The organism is Sphingobacterium sp. MAE, assembly GCF_056711605.1.
On the sequence record NZ_CM160044.1, the window covers coordinates 498,065 to 516,337 of the forward strand.

An 18,273-nucleotide genomic window follows, 5' to 3' on the forward strand; every position below is an offset into this window, starting at 1 on the left:
GTATGTTTTTTATATCGATCATATTTCAATGAAAATTTGATACGCTATATAAGAGTCAATGTACCTGTATAGTGTTCTACTATAAAAGCATACTAAATTCTGACCAACTTCGTATTTAATACCGGTATAGTAGGGGGATAACAGGGGGTTTATAGGGGGTTAGTAGGGGTATATCCCTACTAACTCCCTATAAACCCTAAGTAATGTCTGGTGTATTCCCCATTTAATAGTGAAGTTGGTATGTAGTTGGTCAGAATTTGTCTTTAAGATCTTATATATATATTGTAAACTAACGGAGGGATCGGGTGATGTGACGCATTAATTAAGTAACATAGTGACGGAGTGATCAAGTGACATAGTAACCTAGTAACCGAGTAACGCAGTATTTGTGTGAAGAACCCATATATGAACGGGTGACGGGCGTGTCCGCACACAGATGGCCCCAGACCAACTAACAATGTGATCCATAGCAAAAGGTAATCCATATCCGACCCAGCATGCTCATCAGGTGGCATCCAGATAAATTATCGGTCACATTTCTAGCCCTTTACCGTGTCGCGGTAAACTATTTCCGGAAAACATTAGGAAGTGAAGTATAAAAGTTCCTATCTTTGCACCACTCCGCAAGGGAGGAACGGCCGATCCGAGAGGGGAAGCACTGAAAAAAGAAGGGTTTAATTTAGTTTAAACGCAGAAACTTAAGGAAAACAAAAAAATAAATTTTCACATTTATTTTGGAGATACCAAAAAGATTTCTACCTTTGCAGTCCCAACGGAAACGAAGGGAAAACAAACAAGACCGATACCGGCGCAATGCCGACATCATATAAAGCCGAAGCGAGATGCGGGAGCGAAGAAAGTTCTTTAAAAATATAATCATGTAACGTAACGAGTAGTGTTGAGAAACAACGAAAGTTAAAAAAATCAACCTGTTCAATTTTAGAATTAGAAATAAAATACAAGACAATTCTATTTATTATAAATAGTCTTGATCTTACACTTCATTTTACAATGGAGAGTTTGATCCTGGCTCAGGATGAACGCTAGCGGCAGGCCTAATACATGCAAGTCGGACGGGATTCAGGGAGTAGCTTGCTACAAACTGATGAGAGTGGCGCACGGGTGCGTAACGCGTGAGCAACCTACCCATATCAGGGGGATAGCCTCTCGAAAGAGAGATTAACACCGCATAACATCATTTACCGGCATCGGATTATGATCAAATATTTATAGGATATGGATGGGCTCGCGTGACATTAGCTAGTTGGAGGGGTAACGGCCCACCAAGGCTACGATGTCTAGGGGCTCTGAGAGGAGAATCCCCCACACTGGTACTGAGACACGGACCAGACTCCTACGGGAGGCAGCAGTAAGGAATATTGGTCAATGGAGGGAACTCTGAACCAGCCATGCCGCGTGCAGGATGACTGCCCTATGGGTTGTAAACTGCTTTTGTCAGGGAATAAACCTTTCCACGTGTGGGAAGCTGAATGTACCTGAAGAATAAGGATCGGCTAACTCCGTGCCAGCAGCCGCGGTAATACGGAGGATCCAAGCGTTATCCGGATTTATTGGGTTTAAAGGGTGCGTAGGCGGTCCTATAAGTCAGTGGTGAAAGACGGCAGCTTAACTGTCGCAGTGCCTTTGATACTGTAGGACTTGAATCTATTTGAAGTGGGCGGAATAAGACAAGTAGCGGTGAAATGCATAGATATGTCTTAGAACTCCGATTGCGAAGGCAGCTCACTAAGTTAGTATTGACGCTGATGCACGAAAGCGTGGGGATCAAACAGGATTAGATACCCTGGTAGTCCACGCCCTAAACGATGATAACTCGATGTTTGCGATACACAGTAAGCGTCCAAGCGAAAGCGTTAAGTTATCCACCTGGGGAGTACGGTCGCAAGATTGAAACTCAAAGGAATTGACGGGGGCCCGCACAAGCGGAGGAGCATGTGGTTTAATTCGATGATACGCGAGGAACCTTACCCGGGCTTGAAAGTTAGTGAATGATCCAGAGACGGATCAGTCCTTCGGGACACGAAACTAGGTGCTGCATGGCTGTCGTCAGCTCGTGCCGTGAGGTGTTGGGTTAAGTCCCGCAACGAGCGCAACCCCTATGTTTAGTTGCCAGCACATTAAGGTGGGGACTCTAAACAGACTGCCAGCGTAAGCTGTGAGGAAGGTGGGGACGACGTCAAGTCATCATGGCCCTTACGTCCGGGGCTACACACGTGCTACAATGGATGGTACAGCGGGCAGCTACATAGCAATATGGTGCTAATCTCTAAAAGCCATTCACAGTTCGGATTGAGGTCTGCAACTCGACCTCATGAAGTTGGATTCGCTAGTAATCGCGTATCAGCAATGACGCGGTGAATACGTTCCCGGGCCTTGTACACACCGCCCGTCAAGCCATGAAAGTTGGGGGTACCTAAAGCATGTAACCGCAAGGAGCGTGTTAGGGTAAAACCGATAATTGGGGCTAAGTCGTAACAAGGTAGCCGTACCGGAAGGTGCGGCTGGAATACCTCCTTTCTAGAGCATTCAAGATTGAAGCTCGTTACGTACACACATGATTTATATAAGAAACAAACAAGAGACAAAACATTTGAAGAAATGTGCCCATCCCTGATTGGATGGTCCAGAGAGATAGAAAGATAAGCTAGTCCCGTAGCTCAGTTGGTTAGAGCACTACACTGATAATGTAGGGGTCAGCAGTTCAAATCTGCTCGGGACTACCAAAAATACACGGGGAATTAGCTCAGCTGGCTAGAGCACCTGCCTTGCACGCAGGGGGTCATCGGTTCGACTCCGATATTCTCCACAGGTATCCGCGCCGTATAAGATATTTACGGCACATAAAGCGGAAACAAAGAGTTCTTTGACATATTGAAAGAAAAAAAATTACAAGAGAAGACAACAGTAGAGACAATACTGTGGTGTGCTTGATGTATTATGAAGACCCTCGGTCAAGGCCGAACGGATTAATGCGTAGCACCATGGTTATATATCAAAACGCAACCCATAGTAGCAAAAGGGCTATGAGGTGAAGAAAGTAAATAAGGGCACACGGGGGATGCCTAGGCTCTCAGAGGCGATGAAGGACGTGATAAGCTGCGATAAGCTTCGGGGATTAGCAAATGTGAGATTGATCCGAAGATTTCCGAATGGGGCAACCTAGCATACTGAAGGTATGCTGTAAAATACGCGAACGCGCTGAACTGAAACATCTAAGTAGGCGTAGGAGAAGAAAATAATAATGATTTCCCAAGTAGTGGCGAGCGAACGGGAAAGAGCCCAAACCAACTTTGTTACGGCATGGTTGGGGTTGTAGGGCTGCGAAGTGGCATTAGCAAACAGAAGTGGAATGGGATGGGAAGCCCAGCGATACACGGTGATAGCCCTGTACACGTATAGAATGCTAGCCTAGCAGTACCCTGAGTACCGCGGGGTCGGAGACGCCCTGTGGGAATCTGTCAGCACCATCTGATAAGGCTAAATACTCCTGAGAGACCGATAGTGAACTAGTACCGTGAGGGAAAGGTGAAAAGAACCTCGAACAGAGGAGTGAAAAGAACCTGAAACCGTGTGCTTACAAGCGGTCGGAGCTGGCAGGTCCAGTGACGGCGTGCCTTTTGCATAATGAGCCTACGAGTTACTCTTGTCTGGCAAGGTTAAGTGGTTCAGCCACGTATCCGAAGCGAAAGCGAGTCTTAATAGGGCGCATAGTCAGATGAGGTAGACGCGAAACCTTGTGATCTACCCTTGGGCAGGTTGAAGTTGCAGTAACATGTAATGGAGGACCGAACCGATAAACGTTGAAAAGTTTCCGGATGACCTGAGGGTAGGGGTGAAAGGCTAATCAAACTGGGAAATAGCTCGTACTCCCCGAAATGTTTTTAGGAACAGCGTCGGCATGGAGTCTTATAGAGGTAGAGCTACCGATTGGGTGCGGGGGAGTCAAATCCTACCAAATCCAGACGAACTCCGAATGCTATAAGATATGGCCGGCAGTGAGGCTTTGGGTGCTAAGGTCCAAGGCCGAGAGGGAAAGAACCCAGACCATCAGCTAAGGTCCCTAAATATACGCTAAGTTGAACTAACGAGGTCCGATTGCCTAGACAGCTAGGATGTTGGCTTGGAAGCAGCCATTCATTTAAAGAGTGCGTAACAGCTCACTAGTCGAGCGATCGGGCGTGGATAATAAACGGGCATCAAGTGTATTACCGAAGCTATGGATTCATACTGAAAGATGTATGTCTGGTAGGGGAGCATTCTATTTACGGCGAAGCGGTCTGGTAATGGTCCGTGGAGTGGATAGAAAAGCAAATGTAGGCATAAGTAACGATAAGGCGGGTGAGAAACCCGCCCACCGAAAGACTAAGGTTTCCTGATCAACGCTAATCGGATCAGGGTTAGTCGGGGCCTAAGGCGCATCCGAAGGGAGCAAGCCGATGGACAACTGGTTAATATTCCAGTACTTTTTATAACTGCGATGTGGTGACGGAGTAGTGACACTGCCGCGAACTGACGGAATAGTTCGTTAAAAGGCGTAGGTATAGGGACGGTAGGCAAATCCGCCGACCCTGCTGAAACCCAATAGTACAGCAAAGCTTCGGCGGCGCTGATAGAGCAGGTAAACAGACTTCCAAGAAAACCCGCTAAGCTTCAGGTTATAAAAACCCGTACCGTAAACCGACACAGGTAGTCGAGGAGAGAATCCTAAGGTGCTCGAGTGAATCATGGCTAAGGAACTCGGCAAAATGGCCCTGTAACTTCGGGAGAAGGGGCGCTTCCTCCAGCAATGGAGAAGCCGCAGTGAAAAGGCCCAGGCGACTGTTTAACAAAAACATATGGCTTTGCAAAATCGAAAGATGAAGTATAAGGCCTGACACCTGCCCGGTGCTGGAAGGTTAAGAGGGGATGTCATCGCAAGAGAAGCATTGAATCGAAGCCCCAGTAAACGGCGGCCGTAACTATAACGGTCCTAAGGTAGCGAAATTCCTTGTCGGGTAAGTTCCGACCTGCACGAATGGTGTAACGATCTGGGCGCTGTCTCAGCCATGAGCTCGGTGAAATTGTGGTATCGGTGAAGACGCCGATTACCCGCAACGGGACGGAAAGACCCCATGCACCTTCACTATAGCTTAACATTGGAATTGGGTACAGGATGTGTAGGATAGGCGGGAGATGTTGAAGTGGCTTCGCCAGGAGTCATGGAATCAACCTTGAAATACCGCCCTTTCTGTATTCGGTTTCTAACTCGGTCATGCCGAGGACATTGTTTGGTGGGTAGTTTGACTGGGGTGGTCGCCTCCAAAAAGGTAACGGAGGCTTTCAAAGGTAAGCTCAGTACGCTTGGTAACCGTACGTGGAGTGCAATGGCATAAGCTTGCTTGACTGTGAGACCAACAAGTCGAACAGGGTCGAAAGACGGACATAGTGATCCGGTGGTTCTGTATGGAAGGGCCATCGCTCAAAGGATAAAAGGTACGCTGGGGATAACAGGCTGATCTCCCCCAAGAGCTCATATCGACGGGGAGGTTTGGCACCTCGATGTCGGCTCGTCACATCCTGGGGCTGGAGAAGGTCCCAAGGGTTGGGCTGTTCGCCCATTAAAGTGGCACGCGAGCTGGGTTCAGAACGTCGCGAGACAGTTCGGTCCCTATCTGTTGTGGGCGTTGGAAGTTTGAGTGGATCTGTCCTTAGTACGAGAGGACCGGGATGGACTGACCGCTGGTAAACCAGTTATGCCGCCAGGTGTACGGCTGGGTAGCTACGTCGGGAATAGATAAGCGCTGAAAGCATCTAAGTGCGAAACTAGCCACGAGATGAGACTTCCTTATAGGGCCGTAGTAGACTACTACGTTGATAGGTTGCAGGTGTAAAGGTAGAGATATCATAGCTGAGCAATACTAATCACCCGAAGCTTTCTCAAGCAACGCAGACACTGTTGTCTTCCTCTTTTAGTTTTTCTTTCAATTGTCTATAGATTGGTATGTTGGATGGGATATTGTATCTCATTTGTATGACTAATAAAAACATTTTAGGTGCCTATATCGGCGGTGTCTACCTCTTCCCATTCCGAACAGAGCAGTCAAGCCCGCCAGAGCCGATGGTATTGCCGTAACAGGTGGGAGAGTAGGTCGGTGCCTTTTTTTATACAGAAGCCCTTGCTAAGCAGCAGGGGCTTTTTTGTGCGCTAAACTTTTTCTGTCTTTCGGATGCAGCATATCCCAGTACCGGTGCTTTCGGATATCCATCCCACTGCTGCCGCAATGATGCCATGCACCTCAATATCCTTTCCCCATCTCTCCATGATTCTGTATGTGGATCTGTTTCCGATGAACTTGACTTGTAATAGGATCGGTTTAGCTTCTCAGTTTGGTGGCAATCTGGTATCAGATGTTGATATTTTGCTGTTAAAGGGTAGGATTATAGGAATAGATTTCCTATCGCTTTTTTGGGAAATGATCTAGCTCATTTCTCTTACATATGATCTTCAACTAACCACTTGATAGTAGCTTTACCCTTTTTGAAAAAACGAATTCGCTTTTTATAAGTTTTGTACAATCGAATAATTATTGAAGATAGAATAGGGAGAAGGATCTAAATAGTCCGTAATGAGTCAAGTAGAAAACTGTTTGTCTTATACTGAAATAGGTTTACATATACCGAACAGATTACTATATATATTTTACATCCTATTTCTTTCTACTGCATATGGTTGTCATTGTCTTTTTTCTTACTGTTATCAGTTGTCCGTTGCCTAGCCACTGTTTCCCTCATTTTGATGCGGAACTTTTTTGCATCCGGACTACGTCGCTGAAAGAGTCCAGGAACATTTTGGTTCTTCCATTCCTGATGTGCCTGCTGTGGAGACATCATGTTGCAGGCCATATGTGGCCTAAAATGATTGTATATGTTGACTGCTTTGACCAGCTGGTTAAGCGCAGTTTTGTAGTCTGGAAAAGTTTCGCCCATCCGATATTCGTTTTTTAGGATACCATTTAACCTTTCTGCCACAGCATTGTCGTATGGACTTCCGGACTGTGTCATGCTTATGGCAATACCATTTTCTTGCAATATATTGATATAATTTGTGCTGCAATATTGGATACCTCGATCCGAATGGTGGGTCAGAATGTTCTGTGGGTACATCCTATGCGCTATCGCCATCCGGAGTGCTGATATACAGGCCTGGGCTGTTGGTCTGTGGGTAAGTTTGTAGCCCACGATCTTTCTGGAATAGGCATCTGTGATCAGGCACAGGTAGATCCATTTGTCCCGGATGCGTATGTAGGTGATGTCACTCACCCATATCTGTTCGGGATGCAGGGCTTGCCTACGCTGCACAAGATCGGGCCACTTTTTGAAACGGTGGTCTGATTGGGTCGTGATGGCATACCTGCGTTTGCACTTGACCAAAAGGTCATTCTCACGCAACAGCCTAAAGAAAGCGTCTCTTCCCAGTCCAATCATCGCGCTGCCCATTTCTTTGGTCAGTATGCTGCGAAGCTTAAGGGCACCCATGCGATGGGAGTCCTTCCGTATTTCTCGTACCCTGGCCAATACAAGTCCGCTGCGAACGGAATATTCCTGCTCTCTGCCCATATATTTATAATAGGACTGCCTAGTTCTGCCAAATAGTCCACAAAGTCTGGTGACCGAAATATTCTGGTAACACGACTTCATTTCTTGGACGATTTGGCCCCAGACTTTTTTACCAACCCAGCCCCATGGAGCTCCTCCGCTTTTTTGATCAGTATCTCCAGGGCGGTAATCTTGAGGTTTGCCTCAAAAAGCTCATCCCTGAGCTCTTGTTCATTTTTTATCCCGGGATCTTCCGAATCTACAACCTGTGGAACTTCCAGATCTAGATTGCTTTCCCACTGCTGGTACCATTTCATAAAATAACGAGGAGTCGCTTCTCCCGGAAGATTGTATTTCTCTGCAAGTTGGGAATAACTAAACTTGCCTGTTAGGTACTCCCTGGAAACTAAGATCTTGAAGCTGTCGCTGTAAACTTGTTGTCCCCCTGATTTACGTTTTGTCATACGCTGTTTCATAATATTAAATTTAAGGTTTTAATATTCGGTTTTTGTAAACCTTTTTCAGGAAGAGACAGTTCCTGATAGGCGGTAGAATATTACTTTTAATTTTGTCCCATCCTTAGATAATACCGTTGTATTATTTTCAATCATGATGAAGGAATTGCAGATGATGAAAGATCATTTTTCTTTTAAAAGAATATATTGGTTTTGTTTTGGCGGAAAAAAGCTTTTCCTATTAATTAGGTACGCTTACTTTATGTCATCGTATTGATAATACCGTTTATTTTTTTAAATAACGATTGATTATCTACTTATTATGTTTCATCTACTAATATGGGAGTATACATATGCCATTCTGAAGTTTCAATCTGATCACGAGCAATAGGAATCTGAAATAACACAGCTGTCGTGCAGGAGAGATATTTTATTTCAGAAGCATCTAAACCTTATTGCTGTGTATAGGTATCTATGTGGTATCAGATCCTAATTGTAGGCTATTTGCTGCCAAAAGATTTTCGATGAATCAGTCGAAGTCCAAGATCTACCATAATAAGGACGCTTGACCTGTATAGGGAGATTTGCTTATACAAGCAGATTGATCCTGCTGCTATTTTCAGTCTGCCCAGCTGGATGGCACATCATGAAAGTGGAAAGCAGGCGCGGAGCATCTTCCTGCTTACCGCCCAATGTGAATAAAAGATTAGCCCTTGCTGATGACGGATAAGATCCAAAAACAGTTCGATGTCTTTATTATTTCTGTCGGACACCGTGTTTTTTTTGCAGCACCAAATAGGCAGATACAGTAAAGTCAAAAAAATTGAACAGCAAACAAGGCCTAAACAACAGTTGTCCAAAACCTCACCGATCTGCAATTAGCCTCCCAATATTGCAGGATAAGGCACACTCTGGGAACGCTGCTTACAAATCAATCACACAATGTCACAGTTAGTTAACCTTATTATTCAGAAATAAGCAAAAAAACATTAGGAAGTGAAGGATAAAAGTTCCTATCTTTGCACCACTCCGCAAGGGAGGAACGGCTGATCCGAGAGGGGAAGCACTGAAAAAAGAAGGGTTTAATTTAGTTTAAACGCAGAAACGAAAGGAAAACAAAAAAATAAATTTTCACATTTATTTTGGAGATACCAAAAAGATTTCTACCTTTGCAGTCCCAACGGAAACGAAGGGAAAACAAACAAGACCGATACCGGCGCAATGCCGACATCATATAAAGCCGAAGCGAGATGCGGGGGCGAAGAAAGTTCTTTAAAAATATAATCATGTAACGTAACGAGTAGTGTTGAGAAACAACGAAAGTTAAAAAAATCAACCTGTTCAATTTTAGAATTAGAAATAAAATACAAGACAATTCTATTTATTATAAATAGTCTTGATCTTACACTTCATTTTACAATGGAGAGTTTGATCCTGGCTCAGGATGAACGCTAGCGGCAGGCCTAATACATGCAAGTCGGACGGGATTGAAATTAAAGCTTGCTTTAATTTCATGAGAGTGGCGCACGGGTGCGTAACGCGTGAGCAACCTACCCATATCAGGGGGATAGCCTCTCGAAAGAGAGATTAACACCGCATAACATCATTTACCGGCATCGGATTATGATCAAATATTTATAGGATATGGATGGGCTCGCGTGACATTAGCTAGTTGGAGGGGTAACGGCCCACCAAGGCTACGATGTCTAGGGGCTCTGAGAGGAGAATCCCCCACACTGGTACTGAGACACGGACCAGACTCCTACGGGAGGCAGCAGTAAGGAATATTGGTCAATGGAGGGAACTCTGAACCAGCCATGCCGCGTGCAGGATGACTGCCCTATGGGTTGTAAACTGCTTTTGTCAGGGAATAAACCTTTCCACGTGTGGGAAGCTGAATGTACCTGAAGAATAAGGATCGGCTAACTCCGTGCCAGCAGCCGCGGTAATACGGAGGATCCAAGCGTTATCCGGATTTATTGGGTTTAAAGGGTGCGTAGGCGGTCCTATAAGTCAGTGGTGAAAGACGGCAGCTTAACTGTCGCAGTGCCTTTGATACTGTAGGACTTGAATCTATTTGAAGTGGGCGGAATAAGACAAGTAGCGGTGAAATGCATAGATATGTCTTAGAACTCCGATTGCGAAGGCAGCTCACTAAGTTAGTATTGACGCTGATGCACGAAAGCGTGGGGATCAAACAGGATTAGATACCCTGGTAGTCCACGCCCTAAACGATGATAACTCGATGTTTGCGATACACAGTAAGCGTCCAAGCGAAAGCGTTAAGTTATCCACCTGGGGAGTACGGTCGCAAGATTGAAACTCAAAGGAATTGACGGGGGCCCGCACAAGCGGAGGAGCATGTGGTTTAATTCGATGATACGCGAGGAACCTTACCCGGGCTTGAAAGTTAGTGAATGATCCAGAGACGGATCAGTCCTTCGGGACACGAAACTAGGTGCTGCATGGCTGTCGTCAGCTCGTGCCGTGAGGTGTTGGGTTAAGTCCCGCAACGAGCGCAACCCCTATGTTTAGTTGCCAGCACATTAAGGTGGGGACTCTAAACAGACTGCCAGCGTAAGCTGTGAGGAAGGTGGGGACGACGTCAAGTCATCATGGCCCTTACGTCCGGGGCTACACACGTGCTACAATGGATGGTACAGCGGGCAGCTACATAGCAATATGGTGCTAATCTCTAAAAGCCATTCACAGTTCGGATTGAGGTCTGCAACTCGACCTCATGAAGTTGGATTCGCTAGTAATCGCGTATCAGCAATGACGCGGTGAATACGTTCCCGGGCCTTGTACACACCGCCCGTCAAGCCATGAAAGTTGGGGGTACCTAAAGCATGTAACCGCAAGGAGCGTGTTAGGGTAAAACCGATAATTGGGGCTAAGTCGTAACAAGGTAGCCGTACCGGAAGGTGCGGCTGGAATACCTCCTTTCTAGAGCATTCAGGATTGAAGCTCGTTACGTACACACATGGTTTATATAAGAAACAAACAAGAGACAAAACATTTGAAGAAATGTGCCCATCCCTGATTGGATGGTCCAGAGAGATAGAAAGATAAGCTAGTCCCGTAGCTCAGTTGGTTAGAGCACTACACTGATAATGTAGGGGTCAGCAGTTCAAATCTGCTCGGGACTACCAAAAATACACGGGGAATTAGCTCAGCTGGCTAGAGCACCTGCCTTGCACGCAGGGGGTCATCGGTTCGACTCCGATATTCTCCACAGGTATCCGCGCCGTATAAGATATTTACGGCACATAAAGCGGAAACAAAGAGTTCTTTGACATATTGAAAGAAAAAAAATTACAAGAGAAGACAACAGTAGAGACAATACTGTGGTGTGCTTGATGTATTATGAAGACCCTCGGTCAAGGCCGAACGGATTAATGCGTAGCACCATGGTTATATATATCAAAACGCAACCCATAGTAGCAAAAGGGCTATGAGGTGAAGAAAGTAAATAAGGGCACACGGGGGATGCCTAGGCTCTCAGAGGCGATGAAGGACGTGATAAGCTGCGATAAGCTTCGGGGATTAGCAAATGTGAGTTTGATCCGAAGATTTCCGAATGGGGCAACCTAGCATACTGAAGGTATGCTGTAAAATACGCGAACGCGCTGAACTGAAACATCTAAGTAGGCGTAGGAGAAGAAAATAATAATGATTTCCCAAGTAGTGGCGAGCGAACGGGAAAGAGCCCAAACCAACTTTGTTACGGCATGGTTGGGGTTGTAGGGCTGCAATGTGGCATTAGCAAACAGAAGTGGAATGGGATGGGAAGCCCAGCGATACACGGTGATAGCCCTGTACACGTATAGAATGCTAGCCTAGCAGTACCCTGAGTACCGCGGGGTCGGAGACGCCCTGTGGGAATCTGTCAGCACCATCTGATAAGGCTAAATACTCCTGAGAGACCGATAGTGAACTAGTACCGTGAGGGAAAGGTGAAAAGAACCTCGAACAGAGGAGTGAAAAGAACCTGAAACCGTGTGCTTACAAGCGGTCGGAGCTGGCAGGTCCAGTGACGGCGTGCCTTTTGCATAATGAGCCTACGAGTTACTCTTGTCTGGCAAGGTTAAGTGGTTCAGCCACGTATCCGAAGCGAAAGCGAGTCTTAATAGGGCGCATAGTCAGATGAGGTAGACGCGAAACCTTGTGATCTACCCTTGGGCAGGTTGAAGTTGCAGTAACATGTAATGGAGGACCGAACCGATAAACGTTGAAAAGTTTCCGGATGACCTGAGGGTAGGGGTGAAAGGCTAATCAAACTGGGAAATAGCTCGTACTCCCCGAAATGTTTTTAGGAACAGCGTCGGCATGGAGTCTTATAGAGGTAGAGCTACCGATTGGGTGCGGGGGAGTCAAATCCTACCAAATCCAGACGAACTCCGAATGCTATAAGATATGGCCGGCAGTGAGGCTTTGGGTGCTAAGGTCCAAGGCCGAGAGGGAAAGAACCCAGACCATCAGCTAAGGTCCCTAAATATACGCTAAGTTGAACTAACGAGGTCCGATTGCCTAGACAGCTAGGATGTTGGCTTGGAAGCAGCCATTCATTTAAAGAGTGCGTAACAGCTCACTAGTCGAGCGATCGGGCGTGGATAATAAACGGGCATCAAGTGTATTACCGAAGCTATGGATTCATACTGAAATATGTATGTCTGGTAGGGGAGCATTCTATTTACGGCGAAGCGGTCTGGTAATGGGCCGTGGAGTGGATAGAAAAGCAAATGTAGGCATAAGTAACGATAAGGCGGGTGAGAAACCCGCCCACCGAAAGACTAAGGTTTCCTGATCAACGCTAATCGGATCAGGGTTAGTCGGGGCCTAAGGCGCATCCGAAGGGAGTAAGCCGATGGACAACTGGTTAATATTCCAGTACTTTTTATAACTGCGATGTGGTGACGGAGTAGTGACACTGCCGCGAACTGACGGAATAGTTCGTTGAAAGGCGTAGGTATAGGGACGGTAGGCAAATCCGCCGACCCTGCTGAAACCCAATAGTACAGCAAAGCTTCGGCGGCGCTGATAGAGCAGGTAAACAGACTTCCAAGAAAACCCGCTAAGCTTCAGGTTATAAAAACCCGTACCGTAAACCGACACAGGTAGTCGAGGAGAGAATCCTAAGGTGCTCGAGTGAATCATGGCTAAGGAACTCGGCAAAATGGCCCTGTAACTTCGGGAGAAGGGGCGCTTCCTCCAGCAATGGAGAAGCCGCAGTGAAAAGGCCCAGGCGACTGTTTAACAAAAACATATGGCTTTGCAAAATCGAAAGATGAGGTATAAGGCCTGACACCTGCCCGGTGCTGGAAGGTTAAGAGGGGATGTCATCGCAAGAGAAGCATTGAATCGAAGCCCCAGTAAACGGCGGCCGTAACTATAACGGTCCTAAGGTAGCGAAATTCCTTGTCGGGTAAGTTCCGACCTGCACGAATGGTGTAACGATCTGGGCGCTGTCTCAGCCATGAGCTCGGTGAAATTGTGGTATCGGTGAAGACGCCGATTACCCGCAACGGGACGGAAAGACCCCATGCACCTTCACTATAGCTTAACATTGGAATTGGGTACAGGATGTGTAGGATAGGCGGGAGATGTTGAAGTGGCTTCGCCAGGAGTCATGGAATCAACCTTGAAATACCGCCCTTTCTGTATTCGGTTTCTAACTCGGTCATGCCGAGGACATTGTTTGGTGGGTAGTTTGACTGGGGTGGTCGCCTCCAAAAAGGTAACGGAGGCTTTCAAAGGTAAGCTCAGTACGCTTGGTAACCGTACGTGGAGTGCAATGGCATAAGCTTGCTTGACTGTGAGACCAACAAGTCGAACAGGGTCGAAAGACGGACATAGTGATCCGGTGGTTCTGTATGGAAGGGCCATCGCTCAAAGGATAAAAGGTACGCTGGGGATAACAGGCTGATCTCCCCCAAGAGCTCATATCGACGGGGAGGTTTGGCACCTCGATGTCGGCTCGTCACATCCTGGGGCTGGAGAAGGTCCCAAGGGTTGGGCTGTTCGCCCATTAAAGTGGCACGCGAGCTGGGTTCAGAACGTCGCGAGACAGTTCGGTCCCTATCTGTTGTGGGCGTTGGAAGTTTGAGTGGATCTGTCCTTAGTACGAGAGGACCGGGATGGACTGACCGCTGGTAAACCAGTTATGCCGCCAGGTGTACGGCTGGGTAGCTACGTCGGGAATAGATAAGCGCTGAAAGCATCTAAGTGCGAAACTAGCCACGAGATGAGACTTCCTTATAGGGCCGTAGTAGACTACTACGTTGATAGGTTGCAGGTGTAAAGGTAGAGATATCATAGCTGAGCAATACTAATCACCCGAAGCTTTCTCAAGCAACGCAGACACTGTTGTCTTCCTCTTTTAGTTTTTCTTTCAATTGTCTATAGATTGGTATGTTGGATGGGATATTGTATCTCATTTGTATGACTAATAAAAACATTTTAGGTGCCTATATCGGCGGTGTCTACCTCTTCCCATTCCGAACAGAGCAGTCAAGCCCGCCAGAGCCGATGGTATTGCCGTAACAGGTGGGAGAGTAGGTCGGTGCCTTTTTTTATACAGAAGCCCTTGCTAAGCAGCAGGGGCTTTTTTGTGCGCTAAACTTTTTCTGTCTTTCGGATGCAGCATATCCCAGTACCGGTGCTTTAGAACAAGCCATTCCGCGGCTGCAGTATAATCAATACCGCTGACGCAGCAATTAACAATCCTGCTGCCGCAGATAACCCATTTCACAGCCAAAGATATCGACTTGCTACGGCAGTACTGCAGACGCAGCACACTTACATTTCTTCTCCTTCATGTCCGACCTGGTTCTATATATGGCTATTGGCGGCACGGTTCCACTTCAAGCTCATCCTCCATATCCACGGCAGGCAACTCCTGCTTTTGAAATACGCTTATAGCTCAACCGGTGAACTGCCGTAGAATCGGTGATATCCTGCTTTCTATTCATCTAGCTGATCTATCCTGTTATTCTTCAATGATATACTCAATAGGAGCTTTTTGGCTTTGAAAAAATTAAATTCGTTTTATACAGGTTTTCTAAAATCGTATAATCTTTGGATATCGAATTGAGAGATGATGGTTTGCCATGCATCATATATTTTAATGCCTAATAGATTGTTGAAACAATCCTTATTAAAAGTAGATATGCATCTTTGTCTCTCGTTTGGTTAGTTCAGGTATGGTGAGCTCAAATAGAGAATTATAACTCAAGATGATGATGTAACACAATAATGTGCTCAAGTTTTATATTCATCGTGTCGTGCAATTACTTTTATGTAACTAATTGGTTACTAGATTTACATGATATCATAAGTAAGGGATGCCATTTTGCAAACGGTTGTTTATTTTAAGCAAACGATTGCTTTGTTTATTTATTTTTTATTATCAAATATGTAGTGTATTCTTGTTATAGAAAAGGTATACGACCGATTCTATAACTAATTATTGAACTATTGCTATCATTAGTTTTGATAATCATTACAAAGACTGTTTAGTTTGTTTTAAAATAGGTGATTTTAGAGGGGCTTTCTATAGCCCCTTTAATTTTGTATGTAAATTATATCTATCAAATATGAATTCTAATAGAAGAGATTTCTTGAAGAAAGCGGGTATCTTATCATCTGTAGCGGTGACATTACCAACTTTAAATTCCAATGTATTGGCAGCGACAAAATTCAACATGTCAGGTTATGCCGCTCCTAAAATTGATAAAGTGCGTGTAGCGGTTATTGGTTTAGGAATGCGTGGCCCTGGTGCTGTGGATCGTTTATCTTACATTGATGGAGTGGAAATTGTGGCTTTATGTGATAAACATGCAGATCGTGTAGAACGTGCTCAAGGTATCTTACGTAAAAAATCATTAAAAGATGCTAAATCTTACTCTGGTGAGGACGGTTGGAAAGATATGCTAAAAAATGAGAAGCTAGATTTAGTATATATTTGTTCGCCTTGGGATTATCATACTCCAATGAGTATTGGTGCGATGAAAGCTGGTGCTCACGTTGCCTGTGAGGTGCCGATTGCATTGACACTAAAAGATTGTTGGGAAGTCGTAAGAGTTTCAGAAGAAACAAAAAAGCATTGTATGATGTTGGAAAACTGCTGTTACGATTTCTTTGAAATGTTGACATTGAACATGACTCGCCAAGGTTTATTTGGTGAGATTTTGCATGGTGAAGGCGCTTATATCCACGATTTATTAGACTTGAATTTTGCAAAAAATGGTTATGATAATATGTGGAGATTGCGTGAAAACATCAAGTTGAATGGCAATTTGTATCCAACACATGGTCTGGGACCTGTGGCACAGTGTATGAATATCAATCGTGGTGATAAAATGAACCACTTGGTTGCGATGTCTACAAATGACTTTCAAATGGGGGCTAAGGCAAAAGAATTGGCCGCTAAAGATTCTTTCTATCAAGAATTTGTTGGTAAGAGTTTCCGTGGTAATATGAATACGACGTTGATTCGTACAGAGCTGGGCAAAACGATTATGTTGCAACATGATGTTACTTCGCCTAGACCTTATTCGAGATTGCATACGCTAAGTGGAACAAAAGGCTTTGCTCAGAAATATCCTACTGAAAACATAGCTTTTGGACATAGCTTCATTACACAAGATAAATTAAAAGAATTATATACCAAATATACACCTGAATTGGTGAAATTTATTGGCGAACAAGCAAAACAAGTTGGTGGACACGGTGGAATGGATTTCATGATGGACTGGAGATTGATTGATTGTTTGCGCAATGGTCTTCCATTGGATCAGGATGTTTATGATGGTGCCTCTTGGAGTTGCATCGTTCCATTAAGTTTTGATTCTGTTAAACGCGACTCCAGAACAGTCGACATTCCTGACTTTACAAAAGGAGCATGGAAGACAAATAAACCGGTTGATATTACTTTAAACGGTGGTGGTACAACAAAAATTCGCTCAAAAGAGGGAAAAGTTAGTGGTGTTCAACTAGACGTATAATCTTTTTGTAAGCGATATAAAAAAAGAGAACAGTTAACTGTTCTCTTTTTTTATTTAACGATATTTTCAATTCTTGTTGAAAAATATCTAAATTGTATCTTTATTTATTATCGACCCAACCTATGTGCAAGAATTCATTTCTTTTTATACCATGTTTTGTCTTGTTGACTTCATGCTTTAGTAACAGTGAACCAAAAGGCCATACTGCTGATCTTTTTGTTTCTCCAGATTCTTCACGTTGCTATATGGCAACAACTATACCCTCTCGGTTTTCTAATGCGGATACTACGCTTCACATTGTGGAAGGCTCAGGTATTGATCAGGTCAATATGATCAAGGTTGCTGGAGGTTATTTCTTAATGGGGTCTGATCAATTTGCGGATGCTAAGCCTGTTCATGAAGTTAAAATCAATGATTTTTTAATTGATGAACATGAAGTAACAAATGGTCAATTTGAAGCATTTGTAAAAGCGACCGGTTATGTAACTGTGGCTGAAAGACCGTTAGATCCAAAGGAATTTCCAGGTGTAGATCCGGCGATGTTAAAGCCAGGATCTGCTATTTTTTCACCACCAAAAGAGGTTCAAGGTTTAACCAATCATCTGCAATGGTGGTCTTATGTCGTAGGGGCTAATTGGAAGCATCCTGAAGGTCCGAATACCAATATTAAGGGTAAAGAGGACTTTCCTGTTGTACATATTGCTTATCAAGATGCTGAAGCCTATGCAAGGTGGGCAGGAAAACGTTTACCAACAGAAGCCGAATGGGAATACGCTGCACGTGCTCGTACATCAAATCCGATGACCTATTATTGGGGAAATGAATTGTTGGATAATGATCGCTATCTGGCAAATATTTTTCAGGGACAGTTTCCTGTTCTCAATACGAAGTTAGATGGTTACATCGGTACGTCACCAGTTAAAGCTTTTCCAGCAAATTCAATCGGTCTTTATGATATGGAGGGGAATGTCTGGGAATGGTGTGCGGATTATTATCGTCCTGATTATTATGCTAAAAGTTCTTCCGCTAATCCTAAGGGGCCAGCTGATGCTTACGATCCAGATGAGCCAGGGGCTGTTAAACGTGTACAGCGTGGTGGTTCATTTTTGTGTAATGATCAATATTGTGAACGTTATAAAGCAGGAAGCAGGGGCAAGGGAGAAGTGAATAGTCCGACGAATAATGTCGGATTTAGATGTGTGAAAGATATTTAGATC

At 44.9% G+C, this 18,273-nt stretch carries 5 protein-coding genes, 4 tRNA genes and 6 rRNA genes; 13 read left to right on the forward strand and 2 right to left on the reverse strand.

Going from position 1 to position 18,273, the window contains the following annotated elements; translation table 11 throughout:
* Positions 1-1,008 precede the first annotated feature (1,008 nt).
* From AC06G9_RS02145 to AC06G9_RS02170, 6 genes are all read left to right on the forward strand, one after another.
* Positions 1,009-2,538 (forward strand): 16S ribosomal RNA (locus tag AC06G9_RS02145).
* Positions 2,539-2,667: 129 nt separating this feature from the next.
* Positions 2,668-2,744 (forward strand) — tRNA-Ile (locus tag AC06G9_RS02150).
* 9 nt (positions 2,745-2,753) lie between these two features.
* Positions 2,754-2,827, forward strand: a tRNA-Ala gene (locus tag AC06G9_RS02155).
* Positions 2,828-3,052: 225 nt separating this feature from the next.
* A 23S ribosomal RNA gene (locus AC06G9_RS02160) occupies positions 3,053-5,941 on the forward strand.
* A 108-nt stretch (positions 5,942-6,049) separates the two neighbouring features.
* Positions 6,050-6,161: ribosomal RNA gene (gene rrf, locus AC06G9_RS02165) — 5S ribosomal RNA — on the forward strand.
* The 16S, 23S and 5S rRNA genes sit together here with 2 tRNA genes alongside, the layout of an rRNA operon.
* A gap of 66 nt (positions 6,162-6,227) precedes the next feature.
* Positions 6,228-6,482 carry a hypothetical protein gene (locus tag AC06G9_RS02170; RefSeq protein ID WP_480957452.1) on the forward strand — a complete coding sequence of 85 codons (255 nt, stop codon included), beginning with the start codon at positions 6,228-6,230 and terminating at the stop codon, positions 6,480-6,482.
* 235 nt (positions 6,483-6,717) lie between these two features.
* Here AC06G9_RS02170 and AC06G9_RS02175 read toward each other — a convergent pair whose 3' ends face one another.
* Together AC06G9_RS02175 and AC06G9_RS02180 are read right to left on the reverse strand one after the other, a co-directional pair.
* Positions 6,718-7,698 carry an IS3 family transposase gene (locus AC06G9_RS02175; RefSeq protein ID WP_480956466.1) on the reverse strand — a complete coding sequence of 327 codons (981 nt, stop codon included), beginning with the start codon at positions 7,696-7,698 and terminating at the stop codon, positions 6,718-6,720.
* On the reverse strand, positions 7,695-8,072 hold the full coding sequence (locus AC06G9_RS02180) for a transposase (protein WP_480957453.1): 378 nt from the start codon (positions 8,070-8,072) through the stop codon (positions 7,695-7,697). Before AC06G9_RS02180 ends, AC06G9_RS02175 begins: the two co-directional genes overlap by 4 nt.
* Positions 8,073-9,467: 1,395 nt before the next feature.
* Here AC06G9_RS02180 and AC06G9_RS02185 point away from each other — a divergent pair.
* The 7 genes from AC06G9_RS02185 (at position 9,468) to AC06G9_RS02215 (ending at position 18,270) form a co-directional block, all read left to right on the forward strand.
* Positions 9,468-10,997, forward strand: a 16S ribosomal RNA gene (locus AC06G9_RS02185).
* Positions 10,998-11,126: 129 nt separating this feature from the next.
* Positions 11,127-11,203: transfer RNA gene (locus tag AC06G9_RS02190), tRNA-Ile, on the forward strand.
* A 9-nt stretch (positions 11,204-11,212) separates the two neighbouring features.
* Positions 11,213-11,286: transfer RNA gene (locus AC06G9_RS02195), tRNA-Ala, on the forward strand.
* 227 nt (positions 11,287-11,513) lie between these two features.
* Positions 11,514-14,402: ribosomal RNA gene (locus AC06G9_RS02200) — 23S ribosomal RNA — on the forward strand.
* A 108-nt stretch (positions 14,403-14,510) separates the two neighbouring features.
* A 5S ribosomal RNA gene (gene rrf / locus AC06G9_RS02205) occupies positions 14,511-14,622 on the forward strand.
* A gap of 1,024 nt (positions 14,623-15,646) precedes the next feature.
* Entirely contained in the window at positions 15,647-17,056 is a 1,410-nt protein-coding gene (locus AC06G9_RS02210) for a Gfo/Idh/MocA family protein (RefSeq protein ID WP_248754874.1), read from the forward strand.
* Between the two features lie 245 nt (positions 17,057-17,301).
* Positions 17,302-18,270 (forward strand): formylglycine-generating enzyme family protein, encoded by a 969-nt coding sequence (locus AC06G9_RS02215; protein ID WP_480957454.1) that lies wholly within the window; start codon positions 17,302-17,304, stop codon positions 18,268-18,270.
* Positions 18,271-18,273: the final 3 nt, after the last annotated feature.